This window comes from Sulfitobacter sp. PR48 (assembly GCF_028807335.1).
Lineage (GTDB): Bacteria > Pseudomonadota > Alphaproteobacteria > Rhodobacterales > Rhodobacteraceae > Sulfitobacter.
Genome location: NZ_JARAMM010000004.1, coordinates 237,316 through 254,149 on the forward strand (window position 1 = coordinate 237,316; position 16,834 = coordinate 254,149).

A 16,834-nucleotide genomic window follows, 5' to 3' on the forward strand; every position below is an offset into this window, starting at 1 on the left:
GTCAGAGCGCCCCGATGATTTTGACCGCTGGGATAAATCAGGCGATCGGCGGTTTTTCGGCCAGCAGGATGAACCGGTCGTAAAGCCGGGTCCGCAGGTTGTTGCGCAACCCGGTGGTCTGCCGCTGCGCCCGCGCAATCGGCGCATGGGAGAGTTGCCGGATTGGCGAGAACCCGGCCGCCTCCAGCATCGGCACCAGCTGTTCGGCCCTCAGCCCCCCAGCAAAGGGCAGACGCCGCATGATCGCGCGATGCTGTTCGCCCACCGCCCCGTCAATATGCGGCTCGGGCGAAATCCTGTTCCACAGCGCCAGAACCCGGGCGGCCACCCGCCCGGCAAGCGGCAGGTTCGCCCAGTCACCGTCATAGATCAGCAGCCGTCCGCCGGGGCGCAGAACGCGATACCAATCGGCAAAGGCGGCCTCCGGCTCGACCAATGTCCAGACCAGATGGCGGCAAAGCACGGCGTCATAACTGTTGTCAGGCTCCAGCGTGCGTGTGGCATCGGCATGAAGGAACCGCAAACGCGGCTTGCCTGCGTGTTTTTCACGCGCCCGGGCCAGCATGGCTTCGGAAAAATCAAGCGCGGTGACGTCATGGCCCTGATCATGGATCAGCCTGGTGACCTCGCCCGTGCCACAGGCCAGCTCAAGCACACGCCTGGGGGCCGGTCCCAGATGTTCGCGCATCGGGGCTGCCCAGGCCGCCGCTTCCGCGCCCGGCTCGATGCGGTGCCCGAAGGACATATCAAAGGTTGCAGCGCGCCGGGACCAATGGGCGCGGATTTCCTCGGTCAGATCGTGGTTCAGGGTCATTCGGTTTCCCGGGCAAGGATGGCGGTGAAACGATCTTTGGCGCGGCGCGGAAGATCGGCTGGAAAATCGGCTTGGGGAATGTCTCCGACCTGAATCAACATGACCATTCCCATCGCGAAATGCGGCGAGCATTTGATTCCGTAGCTGCCCGGCACTGTCAATGTCACGGTGAACTCTTCGTTGATCTGGCTTTTGAACGGCACGGCACCCAGCGGCAGCATCCCGTCGATGATCGCGGCATTATGCCCCGATTGCACTGGGATGAAACGCACCGCGTCGCCGGGGGCGATTTTCAGAAATTCCGGTTCATAGATCATCGCCCCCTGACCGTTGCGTGTGTACATCTGCACCTCATGCGTTTCGGCAAGGGCCACCAAGGGGGGCAGGGCGGACAGGATCGTCAGCAGCGCAATATGCTTCATCGGTTCACACCTCGTGACATAGAAAGCGAAAGACAGTTGCATTGTCGGCGGGGTCGCGGAGCCGGGTGGCCTGAACGCGAAAGATCGAGGCCAGCCGCGCGGTGCTCAGCACCTCATCGGGCGGCCCGCAGGCGACCATCCGCCCGCCCTCCATCACCGCCAGGCGGTCACAGCCCATCGCCTGGTTGAGATCATGCAGCGCCATGACCACCGTCACCGGCAGATTGGCCACCAGCCGCAGCAGCGACAGCTGGTGGTGGATATCCAGATGGTTGGTCGGCTCATCCAGGATCAGGATGCGCGGCCGCTGCGCCAGTGCCCGTGCGATCTGGACCCGCTGGCGTTCACCGCCCGACAGCGTGGCCCAGCGGTGCCCTGCCATCTGGGCCATGCCCACGGCCTCCAGCGCATCGGTCACGATGGCCCGGTCCTGCGCACCGAAAGGGGCCAGCGCCGACAGCCAGGGCGTGCGTCCCAGCTCGACCACATCGCGCACCAAAAGTGCCTCGGAGGTTTCGGCGATCTGTTCCACAACCGCAATCTTATGGGCGATGTCGCGCCTGCTGAGCGTGGTCAGGGGCGCGCCGTCCAGCAGCACGGTGCCGGTGCGGCGCGTCAGCAGCCCCGCCAAAAGGCGCAGCAGCGTGGATTTGCCGGAACCGTTCGGGCCGATCAGGCCAAGCGTCTCACCCGGCGCAACCTCAAGCGAGACGTCCTCGACAATGGGCCGCGACCCTGCCGCCCAGCCAAGGGATCTTGCCTCAAGCCTCATGACCATCTCCTGTTGCGCACAAGGATCAGCGCAAAGCCCGGCGCGCCAACCAGCGCCGTGACCACACCAATCGGGACAACCTGACCGGGGATCAGCATGCGCGATGCGATATCCGCCAGGATCAGAAAGACCGCCCCCGCCAGGGCGGAGGCAGGCACAAGCCGCGCATGCCGTGGCCCGACGACGAAACGCATGGCATGGGGGATCACAAGGCCCACGAACCCGATGGAGCCGACCAGGCTGACCATGGTGGCGGTCATCAGGGTCACGGCACCGATCAGCATGATCTGCACCCGACGCACCGCGATGCCAAGCGAGGCCGCCGAGGACACGCCGAAGGAAAACGCATCCATTGCCCGCGCAAACCACAGGCAGATCAGAAAGCCGACCGCGGTGACGGGGGCCGCCAGCACCACATCGGGCCAGCGCACCCCCGACAGATTGCCCAGCAGCCAGAACATGATCCCGCGCGCCTGTTCGGCATTTGCCGATTTGGCGATCAGAAAGGATGTCAGCGCGTTGAAAAGCTGCGAACCGGCGATGCCCGCAAGCACCAGCTGCGCAGAACCGCCACCCGCCGCGCGCGCCAGCATTGCCACCACGGCAAAGGCCAGCGTCGCCCCGACAAAGGCCCCGCCCGAGATCCCCAGCAGACCACCGCCAACGCCCAGAATGGTGACCGCAACCGCACCGGCTCCGGCCCCTGCGGACACGCCCAACAAATAGGGATCGGCCAGCGCATTGCGCACCAAAGCCTGCAGAACGACACCCGACAGGGCAAGGCCCGCTCCACAGGCGGCAGCCAGCAGGGTGCGCGGCAGCCGGTAGCTCCAGATAATGCCGGCGTCGATAGGATCGACGATCAGCCCGGCGTCCCAGATGTTATTGGCAAAGACCGCCGCCACCGTCGCAAGCGGCAGCGGCGTCTCACCAATGACGACACCGCCCAGAACGGCCAGCATCATTATGGCCGCCCCCTGCGCGACCCGCAGCCCATATGTGCGCCGCAAAACGCGGGGGGCAGCCAGATCACTCATTGAAGATCAAACTCCGGCAGGGCCTCGGCCAATGTCTCAAGCGCTGTGACATTGCGGATCGAGGGGTCCATCGAATGCGCGTTCAGGATCACGATGCGGTCATTCCTGACCGCGTCCATCTGGCTGGTCACCGGATCGCTGCGCAGGAATTCCAGCTTCTTCTCCACATCATCCGCCTCGAAACGGCGCCGGTCCATTTCGGCGACGACGATGACCGAAGGGTTGGCGCGGGCGATGCTTTCCCAGCTGACAACCGGCCATTCCTCGTCGCTTTCCACGACATTGCGCAGCCCGAGCTTCTCCATCATGTAACCCGGAGGTCCCTTGCGGCCCGCGACATAGGGGTCGATGTCCATCTCGGCGGAGGAGAACCAGAACACGGCCGAAGCATCGTCAAGATCCAGCGCCGCCGCCTTTTCGATGGCCGCCGCTTCGCGGGCTTTCAGATCCGCGACCAGAGCCGCGCCTTTTTCGGACACGTCAAAGATCTGTGCCAACTGGGTGACACCGGCATAGATGCTGTCCATTTCGAACATGGCCAGACGGGTGCCGTCCGATCCGGTGCTGTTGTCCTTGGCCCAGCAATCGGCGGGCAGTACGAAGGTCGGGATGCCAAGGTCGGCAAACTGGTCGCGGGTGGCGACGATGCCCTGCGGGCCGATGTGCCATTCATATTGCACGACAACCACATCGGGGCGCTTCTCGACCACGGATTCAAAGCTGGGGTCATTGTCGGCCAGACGTTCAATGCCAGCGTTCAATTCGGTGAACTCCGGCAACACTTCGGTGAACCACACCGAGGTGCCGGCAACCCTGTCGCCAAGCCCCAGCGCATACATCAGTTCGGTTCCGGCCTGACCGACAGTCACCGCCGTTTCAGGGGACGCGTCAAAGGTGACGTCGACGCCGCAATTCTCGATCGTCAGGGGATAGGCCGTCTGGGCCTGCGCCACCGGCGCGAAACAGACCGCGCCCAGCAGGGCCGCCCTTAGTGTCTTGTGATACATCCTATGTCTCCGGAGTGTGATGGGCCCGGAGACAAAGAGGGTATGGCGAACCCATGGCTGGCCTGCACGGCAACCGGGGCGGCTGACATCTGCAGGTTGGCGATGGAGGGTGCATGGATGCACCGCTGGACAAAGTTCATTCGACACCTCCCCGGACTCCCCGCCCGGGCCGCGTTACGTTTGCTGTCGGCAGGTCTCCTGACTGGCGGGTCGTCACGGCAGCGGCCTTCCCATGGCACGGGGCCACAGTGGCATGATCGCTGCACGCTCATCGCCTACAGTTGCGGGGGCAGTTCCGGTTCACCGGCGGACCGGTGGCGGATTCCCTTTTGATTCCTTGCGGAAACCGACAGGCGTTGTTCTAGCCAGCAATTTCCGCAGCCGCAATCGCCGATCTCGGGCCGCTCAACCACAGCCCGGAGCGCGACGGGTCGCAGCTGCGCGGCAGGGGCGGCGGCACAGGTCATTTCAGGCCCTGCGCCTCCATCGCTTCGGCCAGTGCCTCAAGCCCGTCGATGATCCGGGTCGAAGGGTTCAGCGTCATCGCGTCCATCGGCAGCACCCGGCCCTCGCTGACCGCCTCCATCAGGCTGGCCACCGGATCGCCGGTCAGGAACGCCATCTTGGCCTCGGTCGAATCCATCGGATAGCGGCGGCGGCTCATGTCGGCGATGGCGATGATCGTCGGGTTTTTCCGGGCGATGGTCTCCCAGCTCACGGTCGGCCAGTCCTCGAAACTGTAGATGATGTTGGTCATCCCGAGTTGCCGCGCCATGTAGCCCGGTGCGCCGTTCTGCCCGGCGACATAGGGGTCGGCCTCCGTGGTTGCCGACGAGAACCAGAAGACGACGCTGACATCTCCGGAGACCGCGCCGACCTTTGCCTTTGCCGCTGCTTCACGCTTGCGCAGATCCGCGATCAGCGCCGCGCCCCGGTCCTGAACGTCAAAAATCTCGGCCAGCTCGGCAATGTCACGATAAACGAGGTCCATCTCGAAGGGCACCGGGCGCGGGCCGTCCGAGGTTTCCATCTGCGGCCGGTCGGCACAATCCGACGGCAGGTTGTAGGCCGGAATGCCGAGGTCCGCGAATTGCTGGCGCGTGCCGACGGACCCCTTTATCCCGATGTAATATTGCAGGTCAGTCGTCACCAGGTCGGGGCGGCGTTCGATCACCGCCTCGAAGGAGGGGTTGTTGTTGTCCAGCCTTTCGATCCCGGCATCCACTTGCGCGAACTGCGGCAGCACCGGACTGCGCCAGACCGAGGTCGCCCTGACCCGGTCGGCCAGCCCCAGCTGATACAGGATCTCGGTGCCCCGCTGGCCAAGCGAAACCACAGTCTCGGGGGCCTTCGGGAACACCAGTTCTATGCCGCAATTGTCGATGGTCAGCGGATAGTCGGTTTTGGCCAATGCCGGCAGCGCCAGCACCATTGCCGTCAGGGCGGCGCCGCTCAGGGATTTGAGGGACATATGTGATCTCCGGTTGATGAAGCGACCGGAGACAGGAAGGGATTGCCGACCTCGGACAGCAACACGGCGCCGGCCGTGAGGGCAGGAGCATTGTTGCAGTTACCGGAAACCCCGAAAGGCCCCGTTGAGGAAAACGTCATATGGCACCTCCCCGGACACCCCGCCCGGACCGCGTTGCTGTTGCATGTCGGCAGGTCTCCTGACTGACGGGTCGCTGTGCTTGGCTGCCTTCCCATGGTCCTTGGACCACAGTGGCATTTATGGCTTGGCACTCGCCGTCTACAGTTGCGGGGGCAGTTCCGGTTCACCGCTTGCGCGGTGGCGGATTCCCTTTTGATTCCTTTCGGAAACCGACAGAAACTGGTTAACCTCTCGTTCTGGTGAATACAATCACACCTCGACAGTGACCTTGCCGATCGGGTGCGAACAGCAGGCCAGGATATAACCCTCCGCGATATCATCTTCCGAGATGCCGCCGTTATGGACCATGTGAACATCGCCCTCCGTCTTGCGGATCTTGCAGGTGCCGCAGATGCCAAAGGTGCAGCCCGACGGGATGTTGAGCCCGCTGGCCTTGGCCGCCGCCAGGACGGTGTCGGTCTGTGCGACCCTGGCAGTGACGCCCGAGGTGGCAAAGGTGATCTCGGCGCTGGTATCCTCGTCCGGCACGATGTCGTCCAGCGCGGGGGCCTCGGCCTCGTTCGGGGTGGGGGCCTGGAAATTCTCCTGGTGGTAGCGATCCATGTCATAGCCAAGACCCTGAAGCGCCTCGCGCACGGTCTGCATGAAGGGCTCGGGCCCACAGCAAAAGACTTCGCGCTCCAGATAATCGGGGGCCATGAGGCCCAGCATCAGCTGGTTGATCTGGCCGCGATAGCCGGTCCAGGGCGCAAACCGGTCGGCCGCCTTGACGATCCAGTGCAGGTCGATGCCCGGCACCCGGCTGGCCATGTGCTCCAGCCGCTGGCGAAAGATGATCTCGGACGGGCGGCGCGCGCAGTTCACAAAGACGATGTCAGGCTCGGTGCCCAGATCGAACATCCAGGTGGTCATCGACATCATCGGCGTGATGCCGGACCCGGCCGAGATGAACAGGTATTTGTCTGACGGGAAATCGGTATGGGTGAACCAGCCCGCCGGTCCCGTCACCTTCAGCCGCATGCCGGGTTCCAGGTGATCCAGCATCCAGCGTGTGCCGATGCTGTCGGCCTGCGCCTTGACGGTGATCGAGATCGACCGCGGCCGCGAGGGCGAGGAGGAAATCGTATAGGTCCGGTGCACGGTGCCACCGGGCACCGGCAGTTCCAGCGTCAGGAACTGACCCGGCTTGAAGTCGAACAGCGCCCCCGAGGGCGCGCGAAAGGTGAATGTGGCGGTATTGGCCAGTTCGGGGATGACCGACACGCATTCCAGCGGTTCATCGTCCTGCCAGAAGATATTGGACGGATGGGCGATATCTTTCATCGTGTTACTCCGCCGCCATCTGGGTCGGGGTCAGCCGCCGCGACATCGTGTTGCAATACCAGTCGACAAAACCGATCACGCCGGTCTCGTGGATGGGCGAATAGGGACCGGGCTCATAGGCGGGTGAATTGATGCCGCGCTGGTTGTCTTCCACCACCCGGCGGTCCTCGTCATTGGTGGCGATCCAGACCTCGGTCAGGCGCTGGAGATCGTAATCCACACCTTCCACGGCATCCTTGTGGACCAGCCATTTGGTCGTGACTTGCGTTGTCGTCGCCGTCAGCGGTGTGACGCGAAAGACGATGGAATGATCCGGCAGGAAATGGTTCCAGGTGGTGGGGTAATGGTATTTCAGCAAAGTGCCGGCGGTGTCGTCCCGGACCCGCCCGAGAAACTTTGTCACCGCCGGTTTCAGGTCCATCGTAAAGCTCTTGGCACCCGGCAGAAGCGGCATCCGCGCAAGGCGGTATTGCATGTCCTCGGCCATGCGGAATTGCGAGGGATAGCCCTGATCTTCCAGCCGGTCGAAATGGGCCTGAAGATGCGGCGGTGTCTCCCCTTCCTCGATGCCGGTGACGGTCGGATCATCGGTAAAGGACCGGCACAGGCCCGGATGGTTGCCCCCGCAATGGTAACATTCGCGGTTGTTTTCCCAGACCAGCTTCCAGTTGCCGTCTTCGATGATGCTTGTCTCATGCGCGACCTTGGCGTCGCTCAGGTCATGCACCGCAAGATAGGGCTGCGCGAGGGCGGCGAAGGCCTCGAAATCGGGCGCTTCATCGGCAAGGCAGATATAGATCAGCCCCTGCAGATCCCGGCAATGGACCGGTTTCAACCCATGCTGTGACGGATCGAAATCAGGCCCCATTTCGCGGGCCCACAACAGCTTTCCGTCCAGACTGTATGTCCATTGGTGATAGGGGCAGACCAGGTTGGGCGACACGCCCTTTGCCTTGTTGCAGATGACCGAACCGCGATGGCGGCAGGAATTGTGAAAGGCGCGGATCACGCCATCGGAACCGCGCACGATGACCACGCCGTAGCTGCCGACCTGATGGGTGACATAGCTGCCCGCTTTGGTCAGTTCGCAGGCAGGGACGGCGAACAGCCAGTCGCGGTAGAAAATCGTTTCCATATCCGCGCGAAAGACGTCGGGATCGGTGTAGAAGGGTTGTTCCAGCGCATGGCCGGCGCGGCGCCGTGCCAGCAGGTCGCTGAGTGGGTGGGTCATCTTTCTGGTCTCCTGCCGCGCCCCGCGGATCGATTTGGGCAGATGACAGCACAAGACACCGATGGGCCGCAGCCTCTGGGAGGTGCCGCGCGCCAATTCAGTGCCAAGACCGCCACCCGCGGTTGAACAACTTCACCAAGGCTGGTTTCCGGACTTGATCGCAGCCCGTGAGGGCCCGAGGCGCAACGCCTTCCCGGGCTCCTCCTGCCCAGTGGCCGTTGATGCGCCGCATTACGATCTTACCGTTGCGGGGGCAGTGCCGGATTTTCGCCGGCTTCCCAATTCTCGGACCGAAGCCCGCACCTTGTCCTGTGATGATAGGCCGGACGCATGTTTTATGAAGATTTATTTGCGACCAAAACACTCTTGGAAAAGACAGCAACGCATTTTCCCGGAAGGGGAAGGTAAAAAGGCCGACATCTATATATTGACAGTTTGCCTCAAGTTCACCCAATATGCAGTTGCTTTGGTGCCGGCGACTCGTCTTGCCGGTGAAAAGGGAAGCTGGTGAAAATCCGGCACTGCCCCCGCAACTGTAAGCAGCGAGTCACGTCCCGTTACCACTGGTGCATGCCGCACCGGGAAGGGGGCCGCGACACCCGAGCTGCGAGTCAGGAGACCTGCCGGAGCACCATAGATGACGACCGCGGCGGAGGGCCGGGGCGCGTGTTCCGGTGCCACTGGCGCCCGATCCCGTGCCCTTCCTTTCGTGCCAACACCATAGTGAGGACAGGGCAAATGACCATTACAGTCTATTCCAAACCGGCCTGCGTGCAATGCACCGCAACCACCCGCGCGCTTGAGATGCGCGGCATTGATTTTCAGCTGATCGACCTGACCGAGGATGCCGCGGCAATGGCACTGGTGCAGGGTCTGGGCTATCGGCAGGCCCCCGTCGTGGTGGCAGGCGATGATCACTGGGCCGGATTCCGCCCCGACAAGATCAGCGCGATGATCTGAGGGCGCGGCAATGGGCGGGCTGGTCTATTTCTCGTCCCGGTCGCAGAACACGCATCGTTTCGTGGGCCGGACCGGTCTGGCGGCGGCGCGTATTCCGCCGGACCCCGAAGCGCCGCTGCCCGCTCCCGACGCGCCCTTTGTGCTGGTCACACCAACCTTTGCGGACGGGCAGGGGCGTGGCGCGGTTCCCAAACCGGTGATCCGCTTTCTCAACATTGCGCGCAACCGTGCGCTGTTGCGCGGGGTCATCGCCTCGGGCAACCGGAACTTCGGCGCGACCTATGCGCTGGCGGGCGATGTGATCGCCAGAAAATGCGCCGTGCCGGTGCTGTATCGCTTTGAACTCGCGGGGACCGACGGTGATGTCGCCCGTGTCCTGGATGGATTGGACAGATTTTGGAAAACGCAACTCTTGACCGCGAACTGACCGACAGCGCCCCGGCCGCAGCGGTGCCTGCCGAATGGCAGGGGCTCGACTACCACGCGCTGAACGCGATGCTGAACCTCTATGACGATCAGGGGCATATCCGTTTCGACGCCGACCGCATGGCGGCGCGGCAGTACTTCCTGCAGCATGTGAACCAGAACACGGTGTTCTTTCATTCGCTGGATGAAAAGCTGGACTATCTGGTCAGCGAAGGCTTTTACGAAGAGGCCGTGCTGAAGCAATATGACCGCGGTTTCCTGCACCGGATCTGGGCGGCAGCCTTTGCCCTGAAGTTCCGTTTTCCGACCTTCCTGGGCGCGTTCAAATACTACACCAGCTACACGCTGAAAACACTGGACGGGAAACGCTATCTCGAACGCTTCGAAGACCGCGTGGTGATGGTCGCCCTGACGCTGGCGCGCGGCAGTGAAGACGACGCGATGCGCCTGATGAACGAGATCATCGCAGGCCGGTTCCAGCCCGCAACGCCGACCTTCCTGAACGCGGGCAAGGCGCAAAGGGGCGAGCTGATTTCCTGTTTCCTGCTGCGTCTGGAAGACAACATGGAAAGCATCGGGCGGGGCATCAATTCGGCCCTGCAATTGTCCAAGCGCGGCGGCGGCGTGGCCCTGCTGCTGACCAACCTGCGCGAACATGGTGCGCCGATCAAAGGGATCGAGAACCAGTCGTCCGGGGTGATCCCGGTGATGAAACTGCTGGAAGACAGCTTTTCCTATGCCAACCAGCTGGGCGCGCGTCAGGGCGCCGGAGCCGTCTATCTGAACGCGCACCACCCCGATATCCTGCGTTTCCTCGATACCAAGCGCGAGAATGCGGATGAAAAGATCCGGATCAAGACCCTGTCGCTGGGCGTGGTCATCCCCGACATCACCTTTACCCTGGCCAAGAAGAACGAGGATATGTACCTGTTCTCGCCGCATGATGTGGAACGGGTCTACAAGGTGCCTTTCTCGGAAATCTCGGTGACCGAGAAATACCACGAGATGGTGGATAACCCCAGGATCCGAAAGAAAAAGATCAACGCGCGGGCGTTCTTCCAGACGCTGGCCGAGATCCAGTTTGAATCGGGCTATCCCTATATCATGTTCGAGGACACGGTGAACCGCGCCAACCCGGTCAAGGGGCGCATCGTCATGTCGAACCTGTGTTCCGAGATTCTCCAGGTCAGCGAGGCCTCCGAATTCAACGACGATCTGAGCTACAAGCATCTGGGCACCGATATCTCCTGCAACCTCGGGTCGCTCAACATCGCCAAGGCAATGGATGGTGGCGATCTGGGGGGCACGGTGCAGGCGGCGATCCGGGCGTTGAACGCGGTGTCGGAACTGTCGGCCATCGACTCGGTGCCTTCCGTGCGCCGGGGCAACGACGAAGGACATGCCATCGGGCTCGGGCAGATGAACCTGCACGGTTTCCTTGCGCGCGAGCATATCCACTACGGCAGCGCCGAGGGTGTGGATTTCACCAACATCTATTTTGCCACGGTGCTGTTCCACTGTCTGCGCGCATCTAACGCATTGGCGCGCGAACGCGGCCGCAGCTTTGCCGGTTTCGAAACGTCGAAATACGCCGATGGCAGTTTTTTCGATACCTATGTCGAACGGGACTGGCTGCCCGAAACCGCGCGCATCAAGGCCCTGTTCGATCAGTTCGGCATCGAAGTGCCCAGCCGTCAGGACTGGAACGCGCTGAAAGAGGAGGTCATGAAGGACGGGTTGTTCAACCGCAACCTTCAAGCGGTGCCGCCGACCGGGTCGATCAGCTATATCAACAATTCGACCTCGTCGATCCACCCGATCACCTCGAAGATCGAGATCCGCAAGGAGGGCAAGCTGGGCCGCGTCTATTACCCGGCGCCCTATATGACCAATGACAATCTTGAGTACTACCGGGATGCCTATGAAATCGGGCCGGAGGCGATCATCGACACCTATGCCGCCGCCACGCAGCATGTGGATCAGGGCCTGTCGCTGACGCTGTTCTTCAAGGACACCGCCAGCACCCGCGACATCAACCGCGCCCAGATCTACGCCTGGAAGAAAGGCATCAAGACAATCTATTACATCCGCCTTCGCCAACTGGCGCTGGAAGGAACCGAGGTGCAGGGCTGCGTCTCCTGCTCGTTGTGAGGACCGAAATGAAAGATCTGACCCATTCCCGCCCCGTGCCGCGCGCGATCAACTGGAACCGTTTGCAGGACGACAAGGACCTGGAGATCTGGAACCGTCTGACGGTGAACTTCTGGCTGCCGGAAAAGATGCCGCTGTCGAACGACATCCAAAGCTGGTCGCAATTGTCGGAGGAAGAACAGCGCCTGACGATCCGGGTGTTCACCGGCCTGACACTGCTGGACACGATCCAGAACACCGTCGGCGCACCTGCGCTGATGGCCGATGCGGTCACGCCGCATGAAGAGGCGGTTCTGACCAATATCGCCTTCATGGAGGCGGTCCATGCGCGGTCCTATTCCTCCATCTTCTCGACCTTATGTTCCACCGCCGAGGTGGACGAGGCATTCCGCTGGTCGGAAGAGAATGCGCAGCTGCAGCAGAAATCGCGGCTGATCCTAGATGAATATGACGCCACATCGAACCCGCTGCGCAAGAAGGTGGCCAGCGTGTTTCTGGAAAGCTTCCTGTTCTATTCCGGCTTTTACCTGCCAATGCATTGGTCCAGCCGCGCCAGGCTGACCAACACCGCCGATCTGATCCGCCTGATCATCCGCGACGAGGCGGTGCATGGCTATTACATCGGCTACAAGTTCCAGCGCGCCATGGAACGGCTGACCGAAGCGGAGCGGGCTGAATTGAAAGACTTTGCCTTTGCGCTGATGTTCGACCTCTACGAGATCGAGACCCGCTATACCGCGATGCTCTATGACCCGCTGGGGCTGACCGAAGATGTAAAGAGCTTTCTGCACTACAACGCCAACAAGGCGCTGCAGAACCTGGGGTTCGAATCGCTGTTCCCCGAGGAATTGTGCAAGGTGAACCCGGCGATCATGGCGGCCCTCAGCCCCAATGCGGATGAGAACCACGACTTCTTTTCCGGCTCCGGCTCATCCTATGTCATCGGCAAGGCCGAGGCGACAGAAGACGCCGATTGGGATTTCTGAACGCGCCGCGCGGACAGCGGTCTCGAATTCGCGCGTGGGGAAAGCGGAAAGGGCTCGCAGGTCGCCCGGCCGCACCAGGCACAAATATCCCCTGTGCATGCGCGCGGTGAGCCGGTTCAGCGATGCGCCTCGAACGCCGGTCTTGCCTCACAGCTGACGGCGGCGGCTATTCCGCCGCGATGACGGCCCGTGGGGCAGGCACATAGTTCAGGATCGGCGCAAGCCAGCGTTCAACCTCGTCAAAGGGCATGTTCTTGCGGCTGGCATAATCCTGCACCTGATCCCGTTCGATCTTGGACACGCCGAAATAATAGCTATCGGGATGCGCGATATAGAGGCCGGACACCGATGATCCCGGCCACATCGCCATGCTTTCCGTCAGCGTGACACCTGTGGCGGCTTCGGCGTCCAGCAGGCTGAACAGGGTCCGCTTCTCTGTGTGGTCGGGCTGGGCGGGATAGCCGGGGGCGGGGCGGATGCCCTGATAGGGCTCGCCGACCAGTTCGTCAGGCGCAAAGGTTTCATCGGCGGCATAGGCCCAGTAGCTGCGGCGCACGCGCTGGTGCAGCATCTCGGCCATGGCCTCGGCAAAGCGGTCGGCCAGTGCTTTGACAAGGATCGCGGAATAATTGTCGTTTTCCTTGTCGAACCGCTTGGCGATCTCGGCCTCCTGCGCACCTGCGGTCACGACAAACCCGCCGACCCAGTCGTCGGTCCCATCGGGGGCGACAAAATCGGCCAGTGCCACATTGGGGCGGCCGGCGCGTTTGGCATGTTGCTGGCGCAGCGTGTGCAATCTGGCCAGATCACCGCTGCGCGAGCTGTCGGTGAACAGCTGGATGTCGTCGCCCCGTGCATTGGCGGGCCAGAACCCGACAACCGCCCGCGGCCCGAACCATTTTTCATCAATGATCCGTTTCAGCATTTGCCTGGCGTCGGCAAACAGTGCCCGCGCGGCTTCGCCCTGTTTTTCATCCTCAAGGATTTTCGGATAGACGCCCTTCAGCTCCCATGTGCGAAAGAACGGCGTCCAGTCGATATATTCGGCAATCTCGGCCAGATCCCAATCCTCGATGGTCCTGGCACCGGTGAAGCTGGGGGCGGGCACGGTATAACCGCTCCAGTCGATCCGCATCGCATTGGCACGCGCCTCGGCCAGCGGCACACGTTTCTTGGCGCGTTCGGCGCGTTCATGGCGCTCGGTCACTTCGATGTATTCGGATCTGATCCTGTCGATATAGGCGGCCTTGCGGTCCTTGCTCAGCAACTCGCCAACCACCCCCACCGCGCGGCTGGCATCCAGCACATGGACCGCCTGACCCCGGGTGTAGCGCGGCGCGATCTTGACGGCGGTATGTACCTTTGAGGTCGTGGCGCCCCCGATCAGCAGCGGAATGTCAAAGCCCTCGCGCTCCAGCTCGGCGGCCAGGTGAGACATTTCGTCAAGGCTGGGGGTGATCAGGCCGGACAGGCCGATCACATCGACATTCTCGTCACGGGCGATCTGCAGGATCTTCTGCGGCGGCACCATCACCCCAAGGTCGATGATTTCATAGTTGTTGCAGGCCAGCACGACGCCGACGATGTTCTTGCCGATGTCATGCACGTCGCCCTTGACCGTGGCCATCAGCACCTTGCCCGCGGTCTCGCGGCCGACACCGCCGTTCAGCCGCTTTTCCTCTTCCATATAAGGCAGCAGGACCGCCACGGCCTGTTTCATCACCCGGGCCGATTTGACCACCTGCGGCAGGAACATCTTGCCCGCGCCAAACAGGTCTCCGACCACGTTCATGCCGGCCATCAGCGGCCCTTCGATCACATGCAGGGGGCGTTCGGCGGACTGGCGCGCTTCCTCGGTATCGGCTTCGATGAACTCGGTGATGCCGTTGACCAGCGCATGTTCCATCCGCTTTTCGACACTCCATTCGCGCCATGCCAGATCGCGCAGCTTTTCCGTGCGCGCACCGCCGCGAAAGCGGTCGGCGATGTCCAGCATCCGTTCGGTTGCATCGTCGCGACGGTTGAGCACCACATCTTCGCAGGCCGCGCGCAAGTCGGGATCAATCTGGTCATAAACCGCCAGCTGCCCCGCGTTGACGATCCCCATGTCCATGCCCGCCTGAATGGCGTGATACAGGAACACCGCATGCATCGCCTCGCGCACCGTGTCATTGCCGCGGAAGGAGAACGACAGGTTCGACACCCCGCCCGAGACATGGGCATGGGGCAGGTTGCTGCGGATCCAGCGCGTCGCCTCGATGAAATCGACGCCGTAATTGTTGTGTTCCTCGATGCCAGTCGCCACGGCGAACACATTGGGGTCAAAGATGATGTCTTCGGGGGGAAAGCCGACCTCATCCACCAGGATGCGGTAGGCGCGTTCGCAAATCTGGATCTTGCGCGCGCAGGTGTCGGCCTGGCCGTCCTCGTCAAAGGCCATGACCACCACCGCGGCACCATAGGCAAGGCACAGGCGCGCATGGTGGCGAAAGGCGTCTTCGCCCTCTTTCATGCTGATCGAATTGACCACGGACTTGCCCTGAACACATTGCAGGCCTGCCTCGATCACCTCCCATTTCGAACTGTCGATCATGACCGGCACCCGGGCGATGTCCGGCTCGGCGGCGACAAGGTTCAGGAATTCGACCATCGCGGCCTTTGAATCGATCAGCCCCTCGTCCATGTTGACGTCGATGATCTGGGCACCGTTTTCGACCTGATCCCGCGCCACGTCCAGTGCCGCACTGTAATCACGGTTGGTGATCAGCTTGCGGAACCGCGCAGAGCCGGTGACATTGGTGCGTTCGCCCACATTCACAAAGGGAATATCGGGGGTCAGAACAAAGGGCTCCAGCCCGGACAGGCGCAGATGGCGGCTCATGCTGCCACCTTGCCTTGCAACTGGCGGGGGGCATGGGGTGCCACCGCCTCGGCAATGGCGGCGATATGGTCGGGCGTGGTGCCACAGCAGCCGCCGACCACGTTCACCAACCCTTCGGCAGCGAATTCGGCCACCTGGCGCGCAGTATCCCCGGGCCCTTCGTCGTATTGCCCGAAGGCATTGGGCAACCCGGCATTGGGATAGGCACAGATCAGCGTATCCGCCACCCCCGCAAGCTCCGCGATATGCGGGCGCATCGCGCTGGCCCCAAGCGCACAGTTCAGACCCACGGTGAAAGGCCGCGCATGGCTGACCGAATGCCAGAAGGCGGTGGGCGTCTGCCCCGACAGCGTGCGCCCGGAGGCATCGGTGATCGTCCCCGAGAGCATCAGCGGCAGCCTGCTGCCCTGTTCTTCAAAGGCCTCGAAGCAGGCGAAAATCGCAGCCTTGGCGTTCAGCGTGTCAAAGATCGTCTCGATCAGGATCAGATCGGCCCCGCCCGCGATCAGCCCGCGCACCTGCTGGCCGTAGGCCAGGCGCAAGTCGTCGAAGGTGACAGCACGGTATCCCGGATCGTTCACATCCGGGCTGAGTGATGCGGTTCGGTTTGTCGGTCCGACCGCCCCCGCCACGAAGCGCGGCCTGCCGTCGATGGCCGTCGCCCGGTTCATCGCAGCACGGGCGATGCGCGCCCCTTCGGCGTTCAGGTCGTGCACGGCGCTTTCCATCCCGTAATCGGCCTGCGCGATGGTGGTGGCGGAGAACGTGTTGGTCTCGACAATATCCGCACCGGCCATCGCAAAGGCGAAATGGATATCCTCCACCGCCTGCGGCTGCGTCAGGGTCAAAAGGTCGTTGTTGCCCTTCTGCGGATGCTCGGAATGGTGGCGGCAGGCATGGCCGGACCCATGCCCGGCGTAGTCCTCTTCACTCAGGCCAAGGGTTTGGATCTGCGTGCCCATGGCACCGTCGAGGATCAGGATGCGCTCGCGTGCAAGGGCAGCGATCTGCTGGGCGGGATCTGGTTTTCGGGATGTCATGCGCTGCACATAGGTCATCGGGGGAGAAGAGGAAAATTCATAATATTGCAGAACAATATGAAAATCTCTCATGTCGGCACGATCTGACTTAACAGAGTAAATTTGTCGACTTTTTAGTTGACTGAAAAAGTGGGAAATAATAGGCGAGCCTCAGAGACCCTTCCAAGGAGCA

General features: G+C 62.3%; 14 protein-coding genes and 4 riboswitches. Of the genes, 4 read left to right on the forward strand and 10 right to left on the reverse strand.

The genetic code is table 11. From position 1 onward, the window contains the following. Positions 1-37: 37 nt before the first annotated feature. From PVW51_RS07490 to PVW51_RS07525, 8 genes are all read right to left on the reverse strand, one after another. A complete protein-coding gene (locus PVW51_RS07490; protein WP_274574334.1) occupies positions 38-814 on the reverse strand; it encodes a class I SAM-dependent methyltransferase in 777 nt (258 codons plus the stop codon). Beyond that, complete coding sequence (locus PVW51_RS07495) at positions 811-1,236, reverse strand: pseudoazurin (RefSeq protein ID WP_274574335.1); 426 nt, start codon at positions 1,234-1,236, stop codon at positions 811-813. Before PVW51_RS07495 ends, PVW51_RS07490 begins: the two co-directional genes overlap by 4 nt. 4 nt (positions 1,237-1,240) lie before the next feature. Further along, positions 1,241-2,008 (reverse strand): ABC transporter ATP-binding protein, encoded by a 768-nt coding sequence (locus PVW51_RS07500; RefSeq protein ID WP_274574337.1) that lies wholly within the window; start codon positions 2,006-2,008, stop codon positions 1,241-1,243. After that, complete coding sequence (locus PVW51_RS07505; RefSeq protein WP_274574338.1) at positions 2,005-3,045, reverse strand: FecCD family ABC transporter permease; 1,041 nt, start codon at positions 3,043-3,045, stop codon at positions 2,005-2,007. The genes PVW51_RS07500 and PVW51_RS07505 overlap by 4 nt, the downstream gene beginning before the upstream one ends. Further along, positions 3,042-4,052, reverse strand: a complete 1,011-nt coding sequence (locus PVW51_RS07510; RefSeq protein WP_274574339.1) for an ABC transporter substrate-binding protein — start codon at positions 4,050-4,052, stop codon at positions 3,042-3,044. The genes PVW51_RS07505 and PVW51_RS07510 overlap by 4 nt, the downstream gene beginning before the upstream one ends. 171 nt (positions 4,053-4,223) lie before the next feature. After that, positions 4,224-4,418, reverse strand: a riboswitch (cobalamin riboswitch). Between the two features lie 97 nt (positions 4,419-4,515). Continuing rightward, a complete protein-coding gene (locus PVW51_RS07515) occupies positions 4,516-5,523 on the reverse strand; it encodes an ABC transporter substrate-binding protein (RefSeq protein WP_274574340.1) in 1,008 nt (335 codons plus the stop codon). Between the two features lie 171 nt (positions 5,524-5,694). Continuing rightward, positions 5,695-5,893, reverse strand: a riboswitch (cobalamin riboswitch). A gap of 20 nt (positions 5,894-5,913) precedes the next feature. Continuing rightward, positions 5,914-6,987 carry a hybrid-cluster NAD(P)-dependent oxidoreductase gene (locus tag PVW51_RS07520; protein ID WP_274574342.1) on the reverse strand — a complete coding sequence of 358 codons (1,074 nt, stop codon included), beginning with the start codon at positions 6,985-6,987 and terminating at the stop codon, positions 5,914-5,916. A 4-nt stretch (positions 6,988-6,991) separates the two neighbouring features. Further along, entirely contained in the window at positions 6,992-8,218 is a 1,227-nt protein-coding gene (locus PVW51_RS07525) for an aromatic ring-hydroxylating oxygenase subunit alpha (protein ID WP_274574343.1), read from the reverse strand. Between the two features lie 122 nt (positions 8,219-8,340). Continuing rightward, positions 8,341-8,539, reverse strand: a riboswitch (cobalamin riboswitch). Positions 8,540-8,668: 129 nt separating this feature from the next. Next, a riboswitch (cobalamin riboswitch) is annotated at positions 8,669-8,860 on the forward strand. Positions 8,861-8,956: 96 nt separating this feature from the next. Here PVW51_RS07525 and nrdH point away from each other — a divergent pair. From nrdH to nrdF, 4 genes are all read left to right on the forward strand, one after another. Continuing rightward, positions 8,957-9,178 (forward strand): glutaredoxin-like protein NrdH, encoded by a 222-nt coding sequence (gene nrdH / locus PVW51_RS07530; protein WP_114274842.1) that lies wholly within the window; start codon positions 8,957-8,959, stop codon positions 9,176-9,178. A 10-nt stretch (positions 9,179-9,188) separates the two neighbouring features. Next, entirely contained in the window at positions 9,189-9,605 is a 417-nt protein-coding gene (gene nrdI, locus PVW51_RS07535; RefSeq protein WP_269362374.1) for a class Ib ribonucleoside-diphosphate reductase assembly flavoprotein NrdI, read from the forward strand. 68 nt (positions 9,606-9,673) lie between these two features. Beyond that, a complete protein-coding gene (gene nrdE, locus PVW51_RS07540) occupies positions 9,674-11,755 on the forward strand; it encodes a class 1b ribonucleoside-diphosphate reductase subunit alpha (RefSeq protein ID WP_338019750.1) in 2,082 nt (693 codons plus the stop codon). An 8-nt stretch (positions 11,756-11,763) separates the two neighbouring features. After that, positions 11,764-12,741: a class 1b ribonucleoside-diphosphate reductase subunit beta gene (nrdF, locus tag PVW51_RS07545; protein WP_269362372.1), complete on the forward strand. Its 978-nt coding sequence runs from the start codon at positions 11,764-11,766 to the stop codon at positions 12,739-12,741. A 166-nt stretch (positions 12,742-12,907) separates the two neighbouring features. Here nrdF and metH read toward each other — a convergent pair whose 3' ends face one another. Together metH and PVW51_RS07555 are read right to left on the reverse strand one after the other, a co-directional pair. Then, positions 12,908-15,622, reverse strand: coding sequence for a methionine synthase (metH, locus tag PVW51_RS07550; protein ID WP_274574345.1), 2,715 nt, complete (start codon positions 15,620-15,622; stop codon positions 12,908-12,910). After that, positions 15,619-16,662, reverse strand: coding sequence for a homocysteine S-methyltransferase family protein (locus tag PVW51_RS07555; RefSeq protein WP_274574346.1), 1,044 nt, complete (start codon positions 16,660-16,662; stop codon positions 15,619-15,621). Before PVW51_RS07555 ends, metH begins: the two co-directional genes overlap by 4 nt. Positions 16,663-16,834 lie beyond the last annotated feature (172 nt).